The sequence below is a fragment of the Elusimicrobiota bacterium genome (assembly GCA_016721625.1).
Taxonomy (GTDB): domain Bacteria; phylum Elusimicrobiota; class Elusimicrobia; order FEN-1173; family FEN-1173; genus JADKHR01.
Map to the genome: position 1 here is coordinate 1,720,019 of JADKHR010000001.1, position 19,405 is coordinate 1,739,423.

Sequence of the window (19,405 nt, forward strand, 5' to 3'; positions counted from 1 at the left end):
ATGACGTGGGTCCTGGTCGGGGCGGTGGTTCTCCTGGCGGCGCTGTGGGTTCTCTTGACCCAACCGTTGCTTCCGGAAATTTCGCGCCGTCCTCCGGTTCTCCCGGTGGACCCCGCCCTGTTGCGGAGTCACGTGGAACATATGTCCCGTTGTTCACCCCGCCACGCGGGGGCCCCGGGATTGGAGGAGGCGGCCCGTTATGTGCGGGACCAGTTGGCCTCCACTGGACGGCCGGTGGAGGAGCAAACCTTTGAACTGAACGGACGGACCTACCGAAACCTCCTCCTTTCCTACGGACCGCGCACGGGAGAACGCGTGGTGGTGGGAGCCCATTACGATGGACGGGACGATACCCCGGGCGCCGACGACAACGCCAGCGGCGTGGCGGTTCTCTTGGAACTGGCGCATTCCCTGAAAACGGTCCCCTTTAAAACTCGCGTGGATCTCGTCGCCTACACTCTGGAAGAAATCAATCCCGGCCTTTGGGCGCTCCAGGGGAGCACCACGCACGCCCAGGCCCTTCGAAAAGAAGGCGCGGCGGTCAAACTAATGATTTCTTTGGAAATGCTCGGCTACTACGATGAGCGGCTGGGAACCCAGAATTACCCCCTGCCGTTCATGAATCGATTCTACCCCGACCGGGCCCATTTTCTGTCCATCGTGGGATCGATCCGCGAGACGCCCTGGGTCTATCGCTTGAAACCCGTCATGAGGCGAGCGTCTCCTCTCCCCATTTACAGCATGACCGCCCCCCGCTGGGTCGCCGGGATCGAGCATTCCGATCATCAGAGTTTTTGGAACGCGGGTTATCCCGCTGTCATGATCACCGACACCGCCTACCTCCGAAATCCCCATTACCATCGCCCCACCGACACCCCGGACACCCTGGACTACGCCCGCATGGCCCACGCCGCGGCCGCCGTGCACGCCGCCGTGCTTTCCCTCGCCACTTGACCGACGGCATCCGCATCCGCGGGGCGAGGGAACACAATCTAAAAAACCTCTCCCTCGACTTGCCCCGCAACCAAATGATCGTGATCACCGGGCTTTCGGGCTCCGGGAAGAGCTCCCTCGCCTTCAACACGATCTACGCCGAAGGACAGCGGCGATACGTCGAGAGCCTCTCGGCCTACGCCCGCCAGTTTTTGGAGCTGATGGAGAAACCGGACGTGGATTTGATCGAAGGGCTTTCTCCGGCCATCGCCATCGAACAGAGGACCCCATCCCATAACCCGCGTTCCACCGTGGGGACCGTAACCGAGATCTACGATTACCTCCGCCTGCTCTTCGCCCGGGTGGGCCTTCCCCATTGCCCCACCTGCGGCCGGCCCATCCAGTCCCAGTCCGCCAGTCAAATCATCGCGGAAATCCTTAAGGGGTATTCCGGAAAAAACATTCAAATCCTCGCCCCCCTGGTTCAAGGCCGGACCGGCACCTACGAAGCCCTCTTCGAAAAGCTCAAAAAAACCGGGTTCGTCCGGGCCCGGGTCGACGGCGAAATGCGGGACCTCGAAAAAAAGATCAAACTCGACCGCTACAAAAAACATACCGTGGAGGCCGTCATCGACCGTCTGGCGGTCTCGGAGGCCGGGCGACAGCGTTTGGCCGATTCCGTGGAGACGGCACTCCGGGAATCCAGGGGACTTCTCCGCGTCCTGGACGCGGCCCAGCCGGGCGAGGGCGTGCTTTTTTCCGAACATTTCGCCTGCGCCGAATGTGGCACCAGCCTACCGGAAATCGAACCGCGGCTTTTTTCCTTCAACAGCCCCTACGGGGCCTGCGGCACCTGCGATGGGTTGGGGGTCAAACTGGACGTGGCCGAAGAGCTGGTGATTCCAGACGAAAACCTGTCCATCAACGACGGCGCGCTCGCCGCCTGGGCGGACCCCGTCACCACCCGGACCAACCGATGGAAAAAATCCTGGTCCGGCTACTACATGGAAATCTTGACCGAAGTGTGCCGTCGAAACCGTATTCCCATGGACCGTCCGTGGAAAAGCCTTTCCCGGGAACAGCGGCGGAGCCTCCTCCACGGAGGGATCGACCACCAATCCCCCTGGGGCAAAAAGGTCAAAGAATTCGAGGGCGTGATCGGCAACCTGGAACGCCGCTACAAAGAATCCGACTCCGCCTTCGTCAAGGAGGAGGTTCAGGCCCGGTTTATGCGGAGCCAGCTCTGCCCGGACTGCAAAGGCGCGCGGCTGAAACCCGAAGCCTTGGCCGTCACCGTGGGGGAAAAATCCATTTCCCAGGTCACCCATTTCTCCATCCAGGAAGCCCACGGGTTCTTCAAATCCCTGCCGCTCACGGAAAAGGCCCGGTTCGTAGCCCGCCAGGTGCTGAAAGAAATCCAATCCCGCCTTAATTTTTTAGTGGACGTCGGTCTGGAATACGTGACCCTGGACCGGGAATCCGCCACCCTGGCCGGCGGCGAAGCTCAACGGATCCATTTGGCCACGCAAATCGGTTCGGGGTTGGTGGGCGTCCTGTACGTGTTGGACGAACCCACCATCGGGCTCCACCCCCGGGACAACGCGCGTTTATTGACGACGTTGAAACGCCTCCGGGACATTGGGAACACGCTCGTGGTCGTCGAACATGACGAGGAAACGATCCGCTCGGCCGATTGGGTCCTGGATCTGGGTCCCGGCGCGGGGGTCCACGGCGGCGAGATCGTGGCCCAGGGTTCCGTGGGCGACCTGTTGAAAGCCCCCCGTTCCCTCACGGGAGCCTATCTCCGGGGCGAACGGGGGGTTCCGGTTCCCGTCGCCCGCCGGACGCCAGGGAAAGAATTTTTAGAGATCCGGGGCGCCACCCAGTTCAATCTGAAAGACATCAACGTCAAAATCCCCCTGGGGCTCTTCGTGGCGGTCACCGGCGTTTCGGGATCGGGGAAGTCCACTCTCGTGGGTGAAATTCTCCACAAGGCCCTGGCCCGGAAAATCAACCACGCCCAAGACGAGCCCGGCCGACACAAGGCCCTGCTCGGCGTCGAGCATGTGGACAAAGTCGTGGAGGTGGATCAGACCCCCATCGGCCGCACCCCCCGTTCCAACGCCGCCACCTACACCGGGGCTTTCGGCCCCATCCGGGACCTGTTCGCCCAACTCCCGGAATCCAGGCGGCGGGGATACAAGCCCGGCCGTTTCTCCTTCAACGTCAAAGGCGGGCGCTGTGAAAACTGCGAGGGAGACGGAACCCTTAAGATTTCCATGCAGTTCCTGCCCGACGTCTACGTCAAATGCGATGTCTGCGAGGGGAAACGGTTCAACGCTGAAACATTGGAAGTGACCTATAAAGGCAAATCCATCGCCGAGGTGTTGGCTCTCCCGGCTACGGAAGCGGCGGTCTTCTTTGAGAACGTTCCATCGGTGGCTCGCATTCTCGCGACGCTGGTGGATGTGGGCATGGGCTACGCCGCCATCGGACAGCCGGCCACGACGCTGTCGGGAGGGGAGGCGCAGCGGGTCAAGTTGGCCACGGAATTGTGCCGCCGTCCCACCGGCCACACGCTCTATATTTTGGACGAACCCACCACCGGCCTCCACTTCGCCGACGTGGAAAAACTCCTGGGCGTCCTCCAGCGCTTGGTGGACGGAGGAAACACGGTGCTCGTGATCGAACACAATCTGGACGTCATCAAAACCGCCGATTGGATTTTGGACCTGGGCCCCGAAGGCGGAGACGGCGGCGGCCGTCTGGTGGCCGAGGGCCCGCCCGAAACCGTGGCCGCCACGCCCGCTTCCCACACCGGGGCCCATCTCGCCCCCCTCCTCCGCGTCAAACCGAAAACCTGACGCCGTGACGTTCCCAAAAAAGGAGTCCAAGACCTCCCGACGGTAAAACGACGAGCTTGACAAGCGGTCTGGGAGCATAATCTCGGCGGAAAAAACTTCATCCTGCACGGAAAAATAGACAAAATCGGCCATGTAAATTTTTTCCAGAACGCTTGACAGGCTGGACGGGCTTCGTTTAAGATGTCCACAAGCTTCTTCACCGTTCCTTTCTCCCAACCAAATTTTCAACGGCGCGCTTCTGGCCCCTGGATTTTTTCGACACGGAACGGCAAAAGATGGCAAAGATTGGCTCTAAAAAAGATATTAAGATAATTCACAATTATTATTCGTAATTGTTGATAAGTCTGTGGATAACTAAGGAATCCCATGATCGTTAGTGAAACAGCTCAAACCCTCTGGTCCGGCGTTATTGAACGGCTTAAACCGAACCTTAAGGAAGAAACCTTCAATTTGTGGCTGAAACCCCTCCAACCATTAAAATGGGAGGACCAGCTTCTAACGTTGCAGGTGCCAAACCGGTTCTTCTCCGAATGGGTCAAAAAAACTGCCAGAAAGACATTGAAGAGGCCTTGAAGGGCCTCCTTGGCCGAGAAGCGGCCCTCTGCTTTGAAGCCGCCCAAGAGATCGAACCGATCTTAAAAGAAGAAGAGGCTCGGGTGGACCCGATCCCGGCGCCCAAAACCGAAAGCCATTTCACGGACGAACAGTTCAACCCCAAATACACTTTTGAAAGTTTTGTCGTGGGTCCCTCCAACCGTTTCGCCCAGGCGGCGGGAATGGCGGTGGCCAAAGATCCCGGCAAAGCTTACAATCCGGTCTTCCTCTACGGAGGCGTGGGGCTCGGAAAAACCCATATTTTGCACGCCATTGGCCACGCCATCCGCCAAAATCGGCCGGGCGCGCGCGTTCTTTATGTCACGTCCGAACGATTTATCAACGAGTTCATTGATGGCCTGCGGTTCGATAAGATGAAGGATTTCCGCAGCAAGTATCGGAACCTCGACTGCCTGCTGATTGACGACATCCAGTCCCTGACCGGAAAAGAAAATTCCATGGAGGAGTTTTACTATACCTTCAACTCCCTCTACGATTCCCGCAAGCAAATCATCATTTCTTCGGATCGCACGCCGGGCGAAACCAAGGTCAGCGCGCGCCTCGTGTCCCGCTTTGAGTGGGGGGTGGTGGCCGACATCCAACCGCCGGACCTGGAAACCCGCATCGCCATTTTAAGGAAAAAAGCCGCTTCTGAAAATATCTTCGTTCCGGACGACGTCATTCTCTACATCGCCAGCCAAATTCGTTCCAATATCCGCGAACTGGAAGGGAGCCTGATCCGAATCGTCGCCTTTAGCTCTCTCACCGGCACCCCCCTCACCATCGATTCCGCCCGGGAGACACTGAAAGACATCGTCTCCGCCGCCGATTCCTCCCGTCCCGTCCGAATCGAAGACATCCAGGAAGTTGTGGCCGCCCATTTCAATCTGGACCTGCGAGATATGAAATCAAAACGCCGGACAGACGCCATCGCCTTTCCCCGCCAGATCGCCATGTACATCGCTCGAACCCTGACTGAATGTTCCACCACGGAAATCGGCGACGCCTTCGGCGGAAAAGACCACACCACCGTGATGCACGCCTGCACGAAGATCAAAGGCAAAATGACCTCGGACCCTTACTTCACCGCCCTCGTTAACAAAATCTCCCAACAAATCAAAAACCACATCGCTTTAGGCGATGTTCGTCCATCCCGTTAACGGGCACCGGCCATTTTCCCAACCCCCTTGAACTTAACCTCTTCTGCGCCGACCGCCATCCCCTTTAACAACTCTCTGAACAACCTCTGGATAACTTTGTTTTCCTGTGGGCTCCAGAACTTCTTCCGGACAGTGGGGATAACGTCTCTTGCTTTTCCACAGCTTTCCCCGGCCTTTGCGATGGCCAGGCTCTTTTGACAACCATGCACTTCCACGAGTTCCCCAAAATTACTAACATCTTCCCACGCACGTCTTCTACGACGACTTTCTTTGTACCTATATAAGAAGAGAGGATGCCCTTGAATAACCTGACCAGCACCCTATCCGCACCTCGCAAACAAGAGGCCCTCATGGAAATTCATTGCCAAAAAGAAGAACTCCTTAAAGGAGTGCAACTGGTTCAAAACGCCATCTCTCCCCGGAGCACTCTCCCCGTCTTGGCCAATATTCTCGTGGAAGCCACGGCGGAAGGTCTCCGCCTTTCCTCCACCGACCTGGAAGTCGGAATCCGTTGCCATGTCAAAGCCGACGTCAAATCCGGAGGCGTGACCACAGTCCCGGCCCGCACCTTAGGCGAATTCCTCCGCACCTTGGACGACGGCCGGGATTTGACCCTGAAAATGTCGGATAACCAAAAAATGGAAATCCGATCGGGACGGGATCGCTGTGTTTTGGCGTGCCTTCCTAAAGACGATTACCCGGTTCTCCCGGAGTTCAGTTTAGAAAAGGCCATCTCCTTAAACCAAGTCGTCCTGCGCGAAATGATTCGAAAAACCGCTTTCTCTGTTTCGACGGACGAGACCCGTTACGTTCTCAACGGCGTCAACTTCATGATCGAAAAAGGCAAAATCACCCTCGTCGCCACCGACGGTCGGCGTTTGGCTTTCATCCAACGGGATTTGTCGGACGCCAAAGCCGCTGTGGGCGCTATCATTCCCACCAAAGCCATCAACGAACTCGCTCGGATCCTCTCCAACGAAGAAAAGGGCGCCGACGTCCAGATGGGGTTGACGGAGAACCAGGTCACTTTCCAATACCGCGACATCATCATCATCTCCCGCCTCATCGAGGGAAATTTCCCCAACTTCGACCAGGTGATTCCTAAAAATCATGACATTCAATTGCGAATGAAAACCCGCCAAATCCTCCAAGCCACCCAACGGGCCGCTGTGGGCACCATGGAACGAGGCGGGTCCGTGCGCTTTAGTTTGGCTCCCGGACGCCTGCAGATCTCCGCCTCCGCCCAAGGGCGCATCGAGGTCGAATCGGAAATTGAGGTCAGCTACAAAGGCGACCCCTTCGCCATCGCCTTTAACCCCGCCTACATGGTGGACGTTTTTAAAGCCTTGGAAACAGACGAGGTTTTGTTGGAACTCTCCACGCCGTTAAATCCCGGCGTGATCCGCCCCGTGGGCGACGAGAATTACAAGTACGTGGTCATGCCCATGCAGGTGAGCTAGAACGCCCTCAAAAGAAAGAATCGTTTTTCTGTTTCCCGTATCCGCCTTTTCTCGCCCCACGTGCATCGATTCCTTTCGTTAAGGAGATTCCAATGCCCCATGTTCTACCGCCCTTGCCTTACCTGAAAACCGCCCTCATTCCTCACCTTTCGGAAGAGACCCTCGAGTTTCACTACGGCAAACATCACCAATCTTACGTGGACAACCTCAATCGCCTCGTTGCCGGAACCCCTTATGAAAAGCAAACTCTTGAGGAGATCATCCGAAAAACCTCCTCGGGTCCCGTTTTTAATAACGCGGCTCAAATCTGGAACCACACCTTTTATTGGCGTTCTTTAAGTCCCACCGGGGGGGGGGAACCGTCGGGGCCTCTCGCGGAGGCGCTCAAAAAGAAATTCGGTTCCATAGAGGCTTTCAAGGAAATCTTCAGCAAGGACGCCGTCGGACAGTTCGGATCGGGATGGGCCTGGCTCGTTAAAACGCCCGATGGAGGGGTGGACGTGGAAACGATGCCTAACGCCGGGACGCCTTTGTCGGAAGGGAAAACGCCGCTTTTAACGTGCGACGTCTGGGAACACGCCTATTACATCGATTATCGGAACGCCCGCGCCAAATACGTGGACGCTTTTTGGCGCCTGGCCAACTGGGATTTCGCGGCGGCGAATTTCAAGGCCTAGGGCCGGAACCACCGACCTCGGAAAAACTTGTGCATCTGGTTTCCCTCAGTCTTCGCCAGTTCCGGAATTTTTCCCGTCTGGACCTGGAACCCGCGAACGGGGTCAACGTGTTTATCGGCTCTAACGGGGCGGGCAAGTCGAACATTTTGGAAGGGATCGCCGTTTTAGCGGCCGGCCAAAGCCATCGGGGGGCCGAAGCCCGCCATTGGCTCCAGGAAGGAAAAGACGAAGCCGCTCTCACCGCGCGGGTGGAAGGCGAAGAGTCTTTGGCCCTGGAACTCCGCCAAAAACGCGGTCGCGTCCGCCAGTTTCGCGTGAACAACCGCCCAATCCTGCGTCATCGGGACTGGGCGGGGCAAGTTCCCCTCGTGTCTTTTTCCCCGGAAGAAATGGATTTGGTCAAGGGCGAGCCGGCCGTGCGCCGCCGGGCCGTCAACGCGGTCCTCGCCCAGGTGGACGGCGATTACGCCGAGGCTCTGGGTCGTTACACGAAGCTCCTGGAAGAGCGGAACGCCGCCCTGCGGCGGATTCGGGACGGGCTGGCCAAGGCCGGGAGTTTGGAGCCCTGGGACCTCTCGCTCTTAAAAGAGGGGGCCCGGCTCACCGTGTCCCGGCACAAGTTCCTAGCGGAATTCGCTCCCCGGGTCCAGCGGCGGCAATCGGAACTCTCCGGCGGGCGGGACCGCGGGGCGGCGGTGTACCGTCCTTCCTTCCACCTCCCGGCCGAAGAAATCGAAGCTGTGGAGGAAGCCAACCGGCGGCGCTTGGCGGACCTTCGCGAGGGAGAAATCGCCCTGGGCTCGACCTTGATCGGGCCCCACCGGGACGAGATTGAATTCCGGTTGGACGACGACCTTGCCAAAACACGGGCCTCCCAGGGCCAGGCGCGAACCCTGGCCCTCTCTTGGAAATGGGAAGAAAGGCTTTTCTTAAAAGAACGGGTCGGGCGGGTCCCGATCTCGCTCCTGGACGATGTGTTCTCGGAATTGGACCCCGCCCGGCGCGGCCAATTGACGGAGCTTCTGTTCTCCGGGGGGCAATGCTTTCTCACTTTGACGGACTTCTCCGTTTGGGGAGACTTTGCCTCTTCCTCCGGCGCGCGGGTCTTTGAGGTGGCGGCCGGATCCGTCCGGGGCCGCCCGGTCCCGTTGGTGGAACAAATGGCGGAGCGGCGGGCGTGATCCGCCCGTCCTCCTCCCAAAAAAAACCCAAAATTCTTGTTTCCGCCCGGGAACTTCTGAGCGGGGTGTTGGCCCGCACCGGCTATGATCCGGGCCACTACGCCCTGTTTGAACTCTGGGACAGCCTTTTAGGAGCGGAAGCCCAGAAGGCCCGGGCGGTGGGCGTCCGGGACGGACGGCTTTACGTGGAGGTGGACACCCCCGTGCGAACGCACGGGCTGGCGCTTCGAAAACGGGAATTGATCAAAAAAATGAACGCCGCCTTTGGCGGAACAGCCCCTCTATCTGATATAATTTTCCGCCCAGGGACCCGGTCCCCTTCCGACGACAAACATGAAAACAAAACCGAAGAAACAGGCGCCCCCCCCGCGCGCAAGTCGCGCGGCCAAGAACGATAGGACTTCCAGGAGGAAATCCGTGCCCACAGAATTGACTGAGAAACCCGCCAAGAACGCCTACGACTCATCCTCCATCCAGGTGCTGGAGGGCTTGGAGGCCGTGCGCCATCGGCCCGCCATGTACATCGGCGACACGGGACCCCACGGTTTCCACCAGCTGGTGTACGAAGCGGTGGACAATTCCATCGACGAAGTTTTAGCCGGCCATGCCAAATCGGTGGATGTCACGATCCACGAAGACAATTCCGTCACCGTTTTGGACGACGGCCGCGGCATTCCCGTGGAGCCCAAGCACGATATCAAGGATCCTAAGCTCAAAGGGAAATCCGCCCTGGAAATCGTCATGACGGTGCTTCACGCCGGCGGCAAGTTCGAACAAAACGCCTATAAATATTCCGGCGGCCTGCACGGCGTCGGGATCTCCTGCGTGAACGCCCTTTCCGACCGGATGAAGGTAGAAGTCTATCGCGACGGCAAGGTCTACGCCCAAAGTTACCGGCGTGGGAAACCCGAGCAGGACGTTAAAATCACGGGCAAAACGGAAGACCGCGGTACCCGCGTGACCTTCCACCCCGATGCGGAGATCTTCGGGGACCTGAAGTATTCGTTCGATACGCTGATGGGGCGCCTCCGGGAGCTGGCGTTTTTAAACCCCGGCGCCCGCATCACCCTCCTGGACGAACGGGACGACAAGCAACATGCGTTCCACTACGAGGGCGGCATCGTGGAGTTCGTCAAGTTCATCAACGCCCACAAAAACCCCCTCCACAAGGACCCCATTTCGATCAAGAAGGAGCAGGACAACATTCTCGTGGAAGCGGCCCTCCAATACAACGACAGCTACAACGAGCAGGTGTATTCCTTCGTCAACAACATCAACACCCACGACGGGGGCACCCACCTCTCGGGGTTCCGCTCGGCGCTCACCCGCGTCATGAACGATTACATCAAGAAGCACGACCTTTTAAAAGGGAAGGATTTCACCATCACCGGCGAGGACGCCCGGGAGGGATCCACGGGGGTCATCTCCATCAAGATGGCCAGCACGCACCTTCAGTTCGCAGGGAACACCAAGGGTCGGTTGAGCAATTCCGAAGTGGAAGGCGTGGTCAAATCCGTTGTGGGCGACGCGCTCACGACCTTTTTTGAAGAGAACCCGGCCACGGCCAAAAGCATTTGCGAAAAAACCATCCTCTCGGCGGAAGCCCGGGAGGCGGCGCGGAAGGCCCGGGAACTGACCCGCCGGAAAGGCGCCCTCGATTCGGCGTCGCTCCCCGGGAAACTGGCCGACTGCCAAGAACGGGATCCCGCCAAATGCGAAATCTACATCGTCGAAGGCGATTCCGCGGGCGGGAGCGCGAAACAGGGGCGGGACCGTAAATTTCAAGCCATTCTGCCTTTGAAAGGGAAAATTCTGAACGTGGAAAAGTCCCGCTTGTCGAAGATGCTGGTCAATGACGAGATCCGGACCCTGATCACCGCTCTGGGATGCGGCGTGGGCCAGGCGGAGGGCGAGGAAGGCATGAACCTGGCCAAACTTCGTTATCACAAGGTCATCATTATGACCGACGCCGATGTGGACGGCGCGCATATTCGAACGTTGTTGCTGACTTTCTTCTTCCGGCAGATGACGCCCATGATCGAGAAAGGCTATGTCTACATCGCCCAACCGCCGCTCTACAAGGTGAAGAAAGGCAAGAAAGAAATGTATGTGGACACCGAGGAGAAAATGGACGAGTGGCTTCTGGCGGAAGGTCTGGATTCGGCGGAAGTGTTGAACCTTTCCAAGGGAAAAACGGGGACGGCGGTGGACGCGGCCAAGCTGAAAGGAGCTTTCAAGGCCATCGCCGAGCTGGAATCCCTGCGGAAGCGGCTTCACAAAAAAGGGGTGGAATGGGGGGACTACCTCTCGTTCCGAAAAAAGGAAGAGTTTCCCATTTACCGGGTGCAAGAGGAGGCGGGGCCCCGTTACCTTTACACGGAAAAAGACGTCAAGCTCTGGCGGGAAGAGTTCATTGAAACCCGGAAAGCCAAATTACAGAAAGAACTGGCGGCGTCCGGGGAGGCCGGAACCGGGTCCGCCGGGTCGGAGGAGGAAGATCTGGGCGCGTTCATGAAAGAACTTTTGGAACTCAAGAAAGTGAACCTCCTGGCCGACAAGCTTCAAGACGTGGGGTTCGACGTGACCCTGGAACAGCCGCTTCAGCCCGAGGACGACAAGCGCAAGCCTCTCTACCGCGTGTCCATCAACGGGGAAGAAAAAGAGGTCCTCTCCATCGCGGAACTTTTGGAGGCCATCAAGGACGCGGGCCGCAAAGGGGCCACCATCCAACGCTATAAAGGGTTGGGCGAAATGAACCCGCAACAGTTGTGGGAGACCACCATGGACCCCGTGAACCGGAAATTCCTCCAGGTGAAACTCGAACCCAACAGTTCCGAAGCCGACGACATTTTCACCGTCCTCATGGGCGACAAAGTCGAGCCCCGCCGCCAGTTCATCGAAGCCCACGCCGCGGAAGTCCAGAACCTGGACGTGTAATGATTCCGTTTCTTCCCGCTATTGAGGCTCTGGAAAAGGCGGGGGTCGCTTACGTCGTTGTTGGAGGATTGGCGGCCTTGGCGCACGGAGTCAACCGCTATACCGCCGATGTGGATTTTGTTATTGGGTTGGATCGGGAGAACGCGGCAAAAGCGGTGCGCGGCATGACAGCGCTCGGGTTGAAACCCAGAGCGCCTGTGGATCCCTTGGGGTTTGCCGATGAGAACCAACGCCGTTTTTGGATCAATGAAAAACACATGACGGTTTTCTCTTTTTACCATCCGTCGGACCCTTTTTTGGTGGTCGATTTCTTTGTGGAGTATCCCACGGATTTCGAAGGGCTCTACGCCCGCTCCGTTGTCAAACAATTGGGACCGATTCCCGTGCGAGTCTGCGGGCGGGACGATTTGATCGCGATGAAGAAAAAAGCCGGGCGCGGGAAAGATATCGAGGACGTGCGAATTTTGGAGGCCCTCAAAAATGACCTCGTTCGGTGATCTGGATTTGGAACACGTCGAAGACCCCGGGTTAGATCAGGCTCTCCGGATCGCCAGGACGACCACCTTTGAACAAAGGTTCGGCTGGCTGGAAACGACCATCGAGGCTTTTCGGCCTCAATTGCGTGACAATTATGACAAGCAGAAATCAGCGGGATTGATTCCTTCCTGGGAACATTAAGGAGACGTTATGGCTGAAACCAAAGAACAAGGCGATTTGCTGGACCGCGTGCTTCCTCGAAACATCGAGGAGGAAATGAAAACGTCCTATATCAACTACGCCATGAGCGTGATCGTGGGACGCGCCCTGCCAGACGTGCGGGACGGTTTGAAACCCGTTCATCGCCGCATCCTCTACACCATGGACGAAATGGGGCTGGCGCACAACAAGCCCTACAAGAAAAGCGCCCGCGTGGTCGGCGACGTCATGGGCAAATACCATCCCCACGGCGACAGCGCGATTTACGATGCCGTGGTCCGCATGGTCCAGGATTTCTCGCTCCGCCACCCGCTGGTGGACGGCCAGGGAAACTTCGGCTCCGTCGACGCGGACCCGCCCGCGGCCATGCGATACACCGAGGTCCGCCTGGACGCCATCGCCCAGGAAATGCTGGGAGACATCGATAAAAACACCGTGGACTTCGGTCCGAACTACGACGGGTCCTTGACCGAGCCCCTGGTCCTTCCGGCCAAACTCCCCAACCTTCTGGTGAACGGATCTTCCGGCATTGCCGTCGGCATGGCCACCAACATCCCGCCCCACAACCTGATCGAAGTGTGCGACGGGGTCATGGCCTACATCGCCAACGAAGACATCACCAATGCGGAACTTTTTAAGATCATCAAGGGCCCTGATTTTCCCACCGCCGGCATCATCACCGGCCGGGAAGGCATCAAAAGCTATTTTGAAACCGGCCGTGGTTCCATCACGACCCGGGCCCGCACGGAGATCGAGGACATCAAGGGCGGCAAACAGGCCATCATCATCAACGAATTGCCCTACCAAGTGAACAAAGCCCAACTGCTCGAAACCATCGCCGACCTGGTGCGGGACAAAAAGGTGGAAGGCATCTCGGACATCCGGGACGAGTCCGACCGGGACGGGATCCGGGTGGTGATCGAATTGAAACGGGACGCCAACGCCCAGGTGGTGTTAAACCAGCTGTTTAAGTTCACCCAGATGGAGACGTCCTTCGGCGTCATCATGTTGGCGCTGGTCAACAACAAACCCCGCGTGCTCGCCATGCGGGAGATGTTGAAATACTATGTCGAACACCGCCGCGACGTGGTGGTCCGGCGCACGAAGTACGAGCTGAAACGGGCCGAAGACCGCGCCCATATTTTGGAAGGTTTGCGCATCGCCATCGACCACCTGGACAAAGTCATCAAAACCATCCGAGAGTCCAAGAACGTTGAAATGGCCCGGGCCGCCCTCATGGAAAAGTTTGATCTCTCCAGGATTCAAGCCCAGGCCATCTTGGACATGCGTCTGCACCAATTAACCGCCTTGGAGCGGAAGGCCCTGGAAGACGAGTATCTGGAACTCATTAAGACCATCGCCCGTCTCAAGGCCCTTTTGGCGGACGCCAAAAAGATTCTCGGCGTCATCGTGGAGGAACTGAAGGAAATTAAAGAGAAATACGGCAACAAACGCCGCACCCAAATTACGGCCGCCACCCAGGAGATGGAGCTCGAAGATCTGATCCCTCAGGAAGATGTGGTGGTGACTTTCTCCCACTCGGGATACGTGAAGCGGCTCCCGGCCGACACCTACCGGGCCCAAAAACGCGGCGGGCGGGGCGTCACGGGGATGACTACGAAAGAAGAGGATTTCGTGGAACAGCTTTTCGTGACCGACACCCACGCCCACCTCCTTCTCTTTACCACGCGCGGTCGGGCGTACGGCGTTCGGGTCTACGAAATCCCGGAGGCGAACCGGGCCTCCCGCGGCAAGGCCGTGGTCAACCTGGTGGCCTTAAACCCCGATGAGAAAGTCACCTCCGCCATCCCCATCGGTTCTTTCGACCCCGAAAAAACAAAGGACATGGGGCTGGTTCTCTGCACCCGAAACGGCCAAATCAAACGCACGGCGCTGGCGGAATTCGACGCCATCCGCAAAAGCGGGATCATCGCCATCGGGTTGGACGAAGGGGACATCTTGGTGGACGCGAAACTGGCCAAAGACAAGTGCGAGGTCTTGATCGGGACCAAAACCGGCATGTGCATCCGGTTTCCCCAAGACGAGGTTCGGCTGATGGGCCGCGGGGCCGGCGGCGTGCGCGGAATTCGTTTGGAGAAAGGGGACCAGGTCGTGGGCATGGAAGTCACCGCCCCGGGACGGAACGAAACCCTCGTCACGGCCTGCGAATTCGGTTTTGGAAAACGCACTGAACTTTCGGAATACCGGGACACCAGCCGCGGCGGGAAAGGCGTCATCACCATCAAAACCACCGATCGCAACGGCCCCGTCATCGGGATCAAACTGGTCATGGAAGGGGACGATCTGATGCTCATGACCGAGAAAGGGATGGCGGTGCGCGTGCACACCAAAGACCTCTCCGTCATCGGGCGCAACACCCAGGGCTACCGCCTGGTCCGCATGGAGGAAGGCGACAAGCTCGCCATCCTGGCCCCCGTGGTGGCCGACGAGGAGTCCAGCGCGCCGGCGGAAACGAAGTAGGACGAGGCCGCTCTTCAGGAAGGTCCTATTCCGAGCCCGCGCGTCCACCGTCCGTTGGCGGCCTTTTGGGATTGGCTGGCGTTCCCCGCGACGGGGATAGGGCTGTTCTGCCGTTACGGAGGGCTCGTTGCCCTTTTCTGGCTGAAACCTCTTTGGCGGGGGGAGTCCCTTTTCTACGACACCCTGCTCCGGTTGTTCCATCCCAACTTCGTCTTCATCCGAAAATCGTTTTTGTCCGGTGAGTTCCCGTTTTGGAATCCCCACCTCTACGCTGGTGTTCCTTTCTTGGCGAACATGCAATCAGCCCTTTTTTATCCCGCCACCAGCCTGGGGCTCGTCCTGTCGTTCTCTTCCTGGATGTGGGTCAATACCTGGTTCCATGGAACCCTGGCGTGTTTCCTGATGGCGCGATGGGCCAAGGACCTGGGATTGTCCAACGGAGCCTCCTTTTTGGCCGGAGCGGTTTTCGGACTGAACGGATTTTTCGTGATGCATTACGCTTACCCAAGCAACCTCCAGACCTACGCGTGGGCGCCCGGAGTGCTGCTCGGTTTAGGACGACTGTTCGTCAAACCTTCCATGAAAGCCCTGGCTGGGACGGCCCTTTGTCTCGCGGCGCAAGTGTTCGGCGGCCACCCGCAGTTTGTGATCTACACTCTCATGGCCGGGTTTCTCCAGGCGTTGTGCACGGCGCGACCTGTCCGGGCCCTGGGTTGGTTCTTAGGCGGTTCGACGTGGGGCGCTCTGATCTCCTCAGTCCAATGGGTTCCTTTTCTCTTTTTTCTTCAAAGAAGCGCGCGCGGACTTGGGCATGACATCGAACGCCTAGGGGCCTATTCTCTCGCTCCCTTGGAATTCCTCCGCATGTCTCTGACGCCTGCCTGGAATCGTTTCTGGACGCCCACGAGCGGAGACCCTCACATCGTCGGATTTTATTTCGGCCTTCCGATCGCTTTCCTTCTGGTCATGGGGGTCATAAGAAATCCCTTGGGAAAAGTCCGTCTGGCCCTCGCGGTGGGCGCGCTCGGTCTTCTGCTGGCCTTCGGCCGCCATTGGTTTTTTTATCCCGCGCTCTCCACCTGGGTTCCTTTTCGCTGGATGAGCTTGCCCGCTCAAGCTATGGCCCTGGTGGGTTTGGCCGTCCCCATCCTTTGCGGGTTGGGTTTGGACCGGATCCGCTCTTCCCGGGTCCGATGGGGCTTGGGAATGGTCGCTCTCTTGGATCTTGGCTTCTTCGCCTGGGGCGCCCAGGACACTTTGTCGTCCCGGGTGTATGAAGAACCTTCGACCACCGCGCGGTTCATCCTCTCCCGAAAAACAGGAGACCGTTTCTTGGTATCTCCCCGCACAAGGGCGGTCGCGGGAGAGCAAGGGGTCGATCCATTGAGGGCCTGGCTACGATTGAAAGACACGCTTCTCCCAGACATCGGAATGGGGCAAGGTCTACTGGACGTCGCCGGCAACGAGGAGATGCGTTTTGCCGATTTCGACCGCGTGATCGATCAAATGGGGAGGTCCCCGTTATCTCCATGGCTGAACCTTTTCTCTGTCCGCCACGTGGTTTCTCGGGAGATCATTCCGGGCGCGCCGTGGGTTCTCCGGAGAACGTCGGGTCCATTGGTCTACGAAAATACCGGCGCTTTTCCCCGTGCCTACGTGGCCCCTCGGGGTCGGGGGATGTCCGCGGAGGACGCCTTTCGATTTTTGGGGGACCATCCGCACCATAACTCTCTCGAACAAGTTCTTCTGCCCGAGGGTTCGGAATCCATTGCGTCCGGGGGCCGGGGAGAGGCGGTTCTTGAGACCGCTTCGGCCAACCGCCTCGTGTTCAACGTGACCGCCTCCTCTCCATCCTGGCTGGTGGTGGCGGACGCTTATGATCCCGAATGGCGCACCCGGGTGAACGGCCGAGAGGTCCCGCTGTTACGGGCCAATTTTTTTCAGCGCGCCGTCCGGCTGGAAGGGGGAATCTCCACCGTCGAAATGATCTATCGCCCCCCCTTCTTTCGGTTCGCGCTCCTGGTGTCGGTCCTAGCGGGGCTGACCGCCGTGGTCCTTCTGTTGGGTCTGGCCCCGGCGGGGAAAGCATGGCGTCCCCGTCCGAGAATTTGTATGAAAGGAGCATGAGCCTGAAAAAGGATCCCGCGACGTTTCGGCACCGGGAGCGCCGCCGTCTCCCCCGCCGTTGGAACGATCCTGTGTTCGGGTTACGGCGCCGTTACGTTTATGGCCTACCGGCCTTCCTCCTCTTGGTGTTCGGGCTCTTCGGTCTCTGGGCCTTCTGGTTGGAACCCTCCAGCCTGGTGGTCCGCGTTCACACGATCCCCCTCGATCGTTGGCCCGCGGGAGGGGGCCCGCTCCGCGTGGCCTGCATCGGCGACATCCACGGGGGATCGCCTTACATCGATCGGGCGAAGATCCAAGCTCTGGTGAAATTGACCAATAGGCAAAAGCCCGACCTGGTGGTTTTGCTTGGGGACTACGTCATCCTCGGGGTGTTGGGGGGTCATTTCATGGAGCCCGAGGAAGTGGCCGACGCGCTCCGCGGTTTCGACTCGCCCCTGGGCGTGTACGCGGTCCTCGGCAACCATGATTGGTGGTACAACGGCCCCCGCATGGCCCAGGCGTTGACGAACGTGGGGTACCGGGTGCTCCAGAACGAAAACGTGACGCTGTCTTTCAACGGACATCCCTTCCATCTCGTGGGGCTCGAGGATGAATGGACCCGCCGTCCGGACGTCCTGAAGGTGTTGAGCCCGATCCCCGCCGGAGAGCCGACCATCGTTATCACTCACAACCCCGACGTCTTTCCAAAACTCCCGCCCGTCAACGGGGTGACCCTGTCGGCCCACACCCACGGCGGCCAAGTTCGCCTTCCTTTCATGGGAGCGCCCATCGTGCCCTCCCGTTACCGTCAACGCTATGTTTCCGGACACGTGGTGGAGGGGGATCAACAGATGTTCGTCACCTCCGGCGTGGGCACAAGCGTATTGCCTATTCGCTTTTGCGTTCCCCCTGAAGTGGCGGTCCTCACCTTGGCCCCGCCCGGCGGCGACCCTTCCCCGGCGAACCCTCGACCATGAACATGTTTTCCTTCCCGTCTCTTTTGATAAAATGGCCGCCATGCTAGACATTAAGTTCCTTCGCTCTTCTCCCGACAACGTTCGCGCTTCCGTTGAAAATCGCGGCGGGCGATACGCGCCCGCCCTGGAAGAATGGTTCACTCTCGACAAGGACCTCCGATCCGTGATGGCGGAGGTGGAACCCCTGCGGGCGCGTCGTAACCAAGCGGCCGATGAAATGGGACGCCTGAAGCGGGAGAAACAGGATACCTCCGCCCTGTTAAAGGAGATGGAGGAATTGAAAGCCCGCCTCAAAGGTTTGGAGGAGCGGGTGGGCCAGCAGGAGGGAAAAGTCCAGGCCGCCCTCTTGGGGCTCCCCAACCTTCCCCACGACACGGTTCCTATCGGAAAAAGCGCCGCGGAGAACCGCGATGCGCGCCGCTGGGGCACCCCTCGGACCTTCGATTTTCAACCCAAAGACCACCAGGAGTTGGGCGAGAAACTCGGCCTGATGGATTTCAGCCGGGCGGCGAAACTGTCCGGGGCCCGTTTCGCGCTTTTGACCGGCGTCGGGGCGAGGCTGGAGCGGGCCCTCATCAACTTCATGTTGGACCTGCACACGACGGCGCACGGCTACACCGAAGTATTTCCGCCATTCCTGGTCACCCGCCAGACCATGATGGGAACGGGACAACTTCCAAAGTTCGAAGAAGAGCTCTATGCGACCAAAGACGACGATCTTTTCTTGATTCCCACGGCCGAAGTCCCGCTCACTAACCTCTATCGGGACGAGGCGCTGGAGGAGGGCCGCCTGCCGCGAGCTCTCTGCGCCTACACGGCCTGTTTTCGCCGGGAGTCGGGAACCTACGGCAAAGACACGCGGGGCCTCACCCGCAACCACCAATTCAACAAGATCGAACTGGTTCGGTTCGTCCGCCCCGAAGACAGTCTGAAAGAACTGGAGCTGTTGACGGGGCACGCGGAGGAAGTTTTGCGGCGCCTGGGCCTGCCCTACCGGGTGTTGGAGCTTTGCACGGGCGATCTGGGGTTTTCCTCCGCAAAAACCTACGACTTGGAAGTGTGGGCCCCGGGCGAGAACGGGGGGAAAGGCCAATGGCGGGAGATTTCTTCCTGTTCCAGTTTCACGGATTTTCAAGCCCGTCGGATCGGACTGCGCGTTAAAAAAGGCGATGGAACCCGGACCCTTCTGCATACCCTGAATGGCTCGGGGGTGGCGGTGGGCCGCACCATGGCGGCGATCCTGGAAAACTACCAGGAGGCCGACGGGACCGTGACGGTGCCGGAAGCCCTCCGACCCTACCTGAAATTGGACCGGCTGACCCCGGGCGGAGGTTTGTAA

15 protein-coding genes are annotated in these 19,405 nt (G+C 58.9%); all 15 read left to right on the top strand.

Features of this window, described 5'->3' with window-relative positions:
- Positions 1 to 954, top strand: coding sequence for a M28 family peptidase (locus IPP35_07340; protein ID MBL0058912.1), 954 nt, complete (start codon positions 1 to 3; stop codon positions 952 to 954).
- Positions 951 to 3,797: an excinuclease ABC subunit UvrA gene (uvrA, locus tag IPP35_07345; protein ID MBL0058913.1), complete on the top strand. Its 2,847-nt coding sequence runs from the start codon at positions 951 to 953 to the stop codon at positions 3,795 to 3,797. The genes IPP35_07340 and uvrA overlap by 4 nt, the downstream gene beginning before the upstream one ends.
- 366 nt (positions 3,798 to 4,163) lie before the next feature.
- Positions 4,164 to 4,370, top strand: a complete 207-nt coding sequence (locus IPP35_07350; GenBank protein ID MBL0058914.1) for a hypothetical protein — start codon at positions 4,164 to 4,166, stop codon at positions 4,368 to 4,370.
- The gene (gene dnaA, locus IPP35_07355; GenBank protein MBL0058915.1) at positions 4,277 to 5,551 is read left to right on the top strand and encodes a chromosomal replication initiator protein DnaA; all 1,275 of its coding nucleotides are present in this window, start codon (positions 4,277 to 4,279) and stop codon (positions 5,549 to 5,551) included. The genes IPP35_07350 and dnaA overlap by 94 nt, the downstream gene beginning before the upstream one ends.
- Positions 5,552 to 5,901: 350 nt before the next feature.
- Entirely contained in the window at positions 5,902 to 7,011 is a 1,110-nt protein-coding gene (gene dnaN / locus IPP35_07360; GenBank protein ID MBL0058916.1) for a DNA polymerase III subunit beta, read from the top strand.
- Between the two features lie 92 nt (positions 7,012 to 7,103).
- Positions 7,104 to 7,688 carry a superoxide dismutase gene (locus IPP35_07365; protein ID MBL0058917.1) on the top strand — a complete coding sequence of 195 codons (585 nt, stop codon included), beginning with the start codon at positions 7,104 to 7,106 and terminating at the stop codon, positions 7,686 to 7,688.
- 29 nt (positions 7,689 to 7,717) lie between these two features.
- The gene (gene recF / locus IPP35_07370; GenBank protein MBL0058918.1) at positions 7,718 to 8,869 is read left to right on the top strand and encodes a DNA replication and repair protein RecF; all 1,152 of its coding nucleotides are present in this window, start codon (positions 7,718 to 7,720) and stop codon (positions 8,867 to 8,869) included.
- Positions 8,866 to 9,267, top strand: coding sequence for a DUF721 domain-containing protein (locus tag IPP35_07375; protein ID MBL0058919.1), 402 nt, complete (start codon positions 8,866 to 8,868; stop codon positions 9,265 to 9,267). Before recF ends, IPP35_07375 begins: the two co-directional genes overlap by 4 nt.
- On the top strand, positions 9,203 to 11,806 hold the full coding sequence (gene gyrB, locus IPP35_07380) for a DNA topoisomerase (ATP-hydrolyzing) subunit B (GenBank protein MBL0058920.1): 2,604 nt from the start codon (positions 9,203 to 9,205) through the stop codon (positions 11,804 to 11,806). Before IPP35_07375 ends, gyrB begins: the two co-directional genes overlap by 65 nt.
- Positions 11,806 to 12,303 carry a hypothetical protein gene (locus IPP35_07385; GenBank protein MBL0058921.1) on the top strand — a complete coding sequence of 166 codons (498 nt, stop codon included), beginning with the start codon at positions 11,806 to 11,808 and terminating at the stop codon, positions 12,301 to 12,303. Before gyrB ends, IPP35_07385 begins: the two co-directional genes overlap by 1 nt.
- Entirely contained in the window at positions 12,287 to 12,484 is a 198-nt protein-coding gene (locus IPP35_07390) for a hypothetical protein (GenBank protein ID MBL0058922.1), read from the top strand. The genes IPP35_07385 and IPP35_07390 overlap by 17 nt, the downstream gene beginning before the upstream one ends.
- A gap of 9 nt (positions 12,485 to 12,493) precedes the next feature.
- Entirely contained in the window at positions 12,494 to 14,983 is a 2,490-nt protein-coding gene (gyrA, locus tag IPP35_07395; GenBank protein ID MBL0058923.1) for a DNA gyrase subunit A, read from the top strand.
- 54 nt (positions 14,984 to 15,037) lie between these two features.
- The gene (locus IPP35_07400) at positions 15,038 to 17,110 is read left to right on the top strand and encodes a YfhO family protein (GenBank protein ID MBL0058924.1); all 2,073 of its coding nucleotides are present in this window, start codon (positions 15,038 to 15,040) and stop codon (positions 17,108 to 17,110) included.
- Positions 17,107 to 18,066 (top strand): metallophosphoesterase, encoded by a 960-nt coding sequence (locus IPP35_07405; GenBank protein ID MBL0058925.1) that lies wholly within the window; start codon positions 17,107 to 17,109, stop codon positions 18,064 to 18,066. Before IPP35_07400 ends, IPP35_07405 begins: the two co-directional genes overlap by 4 nt.
- Positions 18,067 to 18,106: 40 nt before the next feature.
- Positions 18,107 to 19,405, top strand: coding sequence for a serine--tRNA ligase (gene serS / locus IPP35_07410; protein ID MBL0058926.1), 1,299 nt, complete (start codon positions 18,107 to 18,109; stop codon positions 19,403 to 19,405).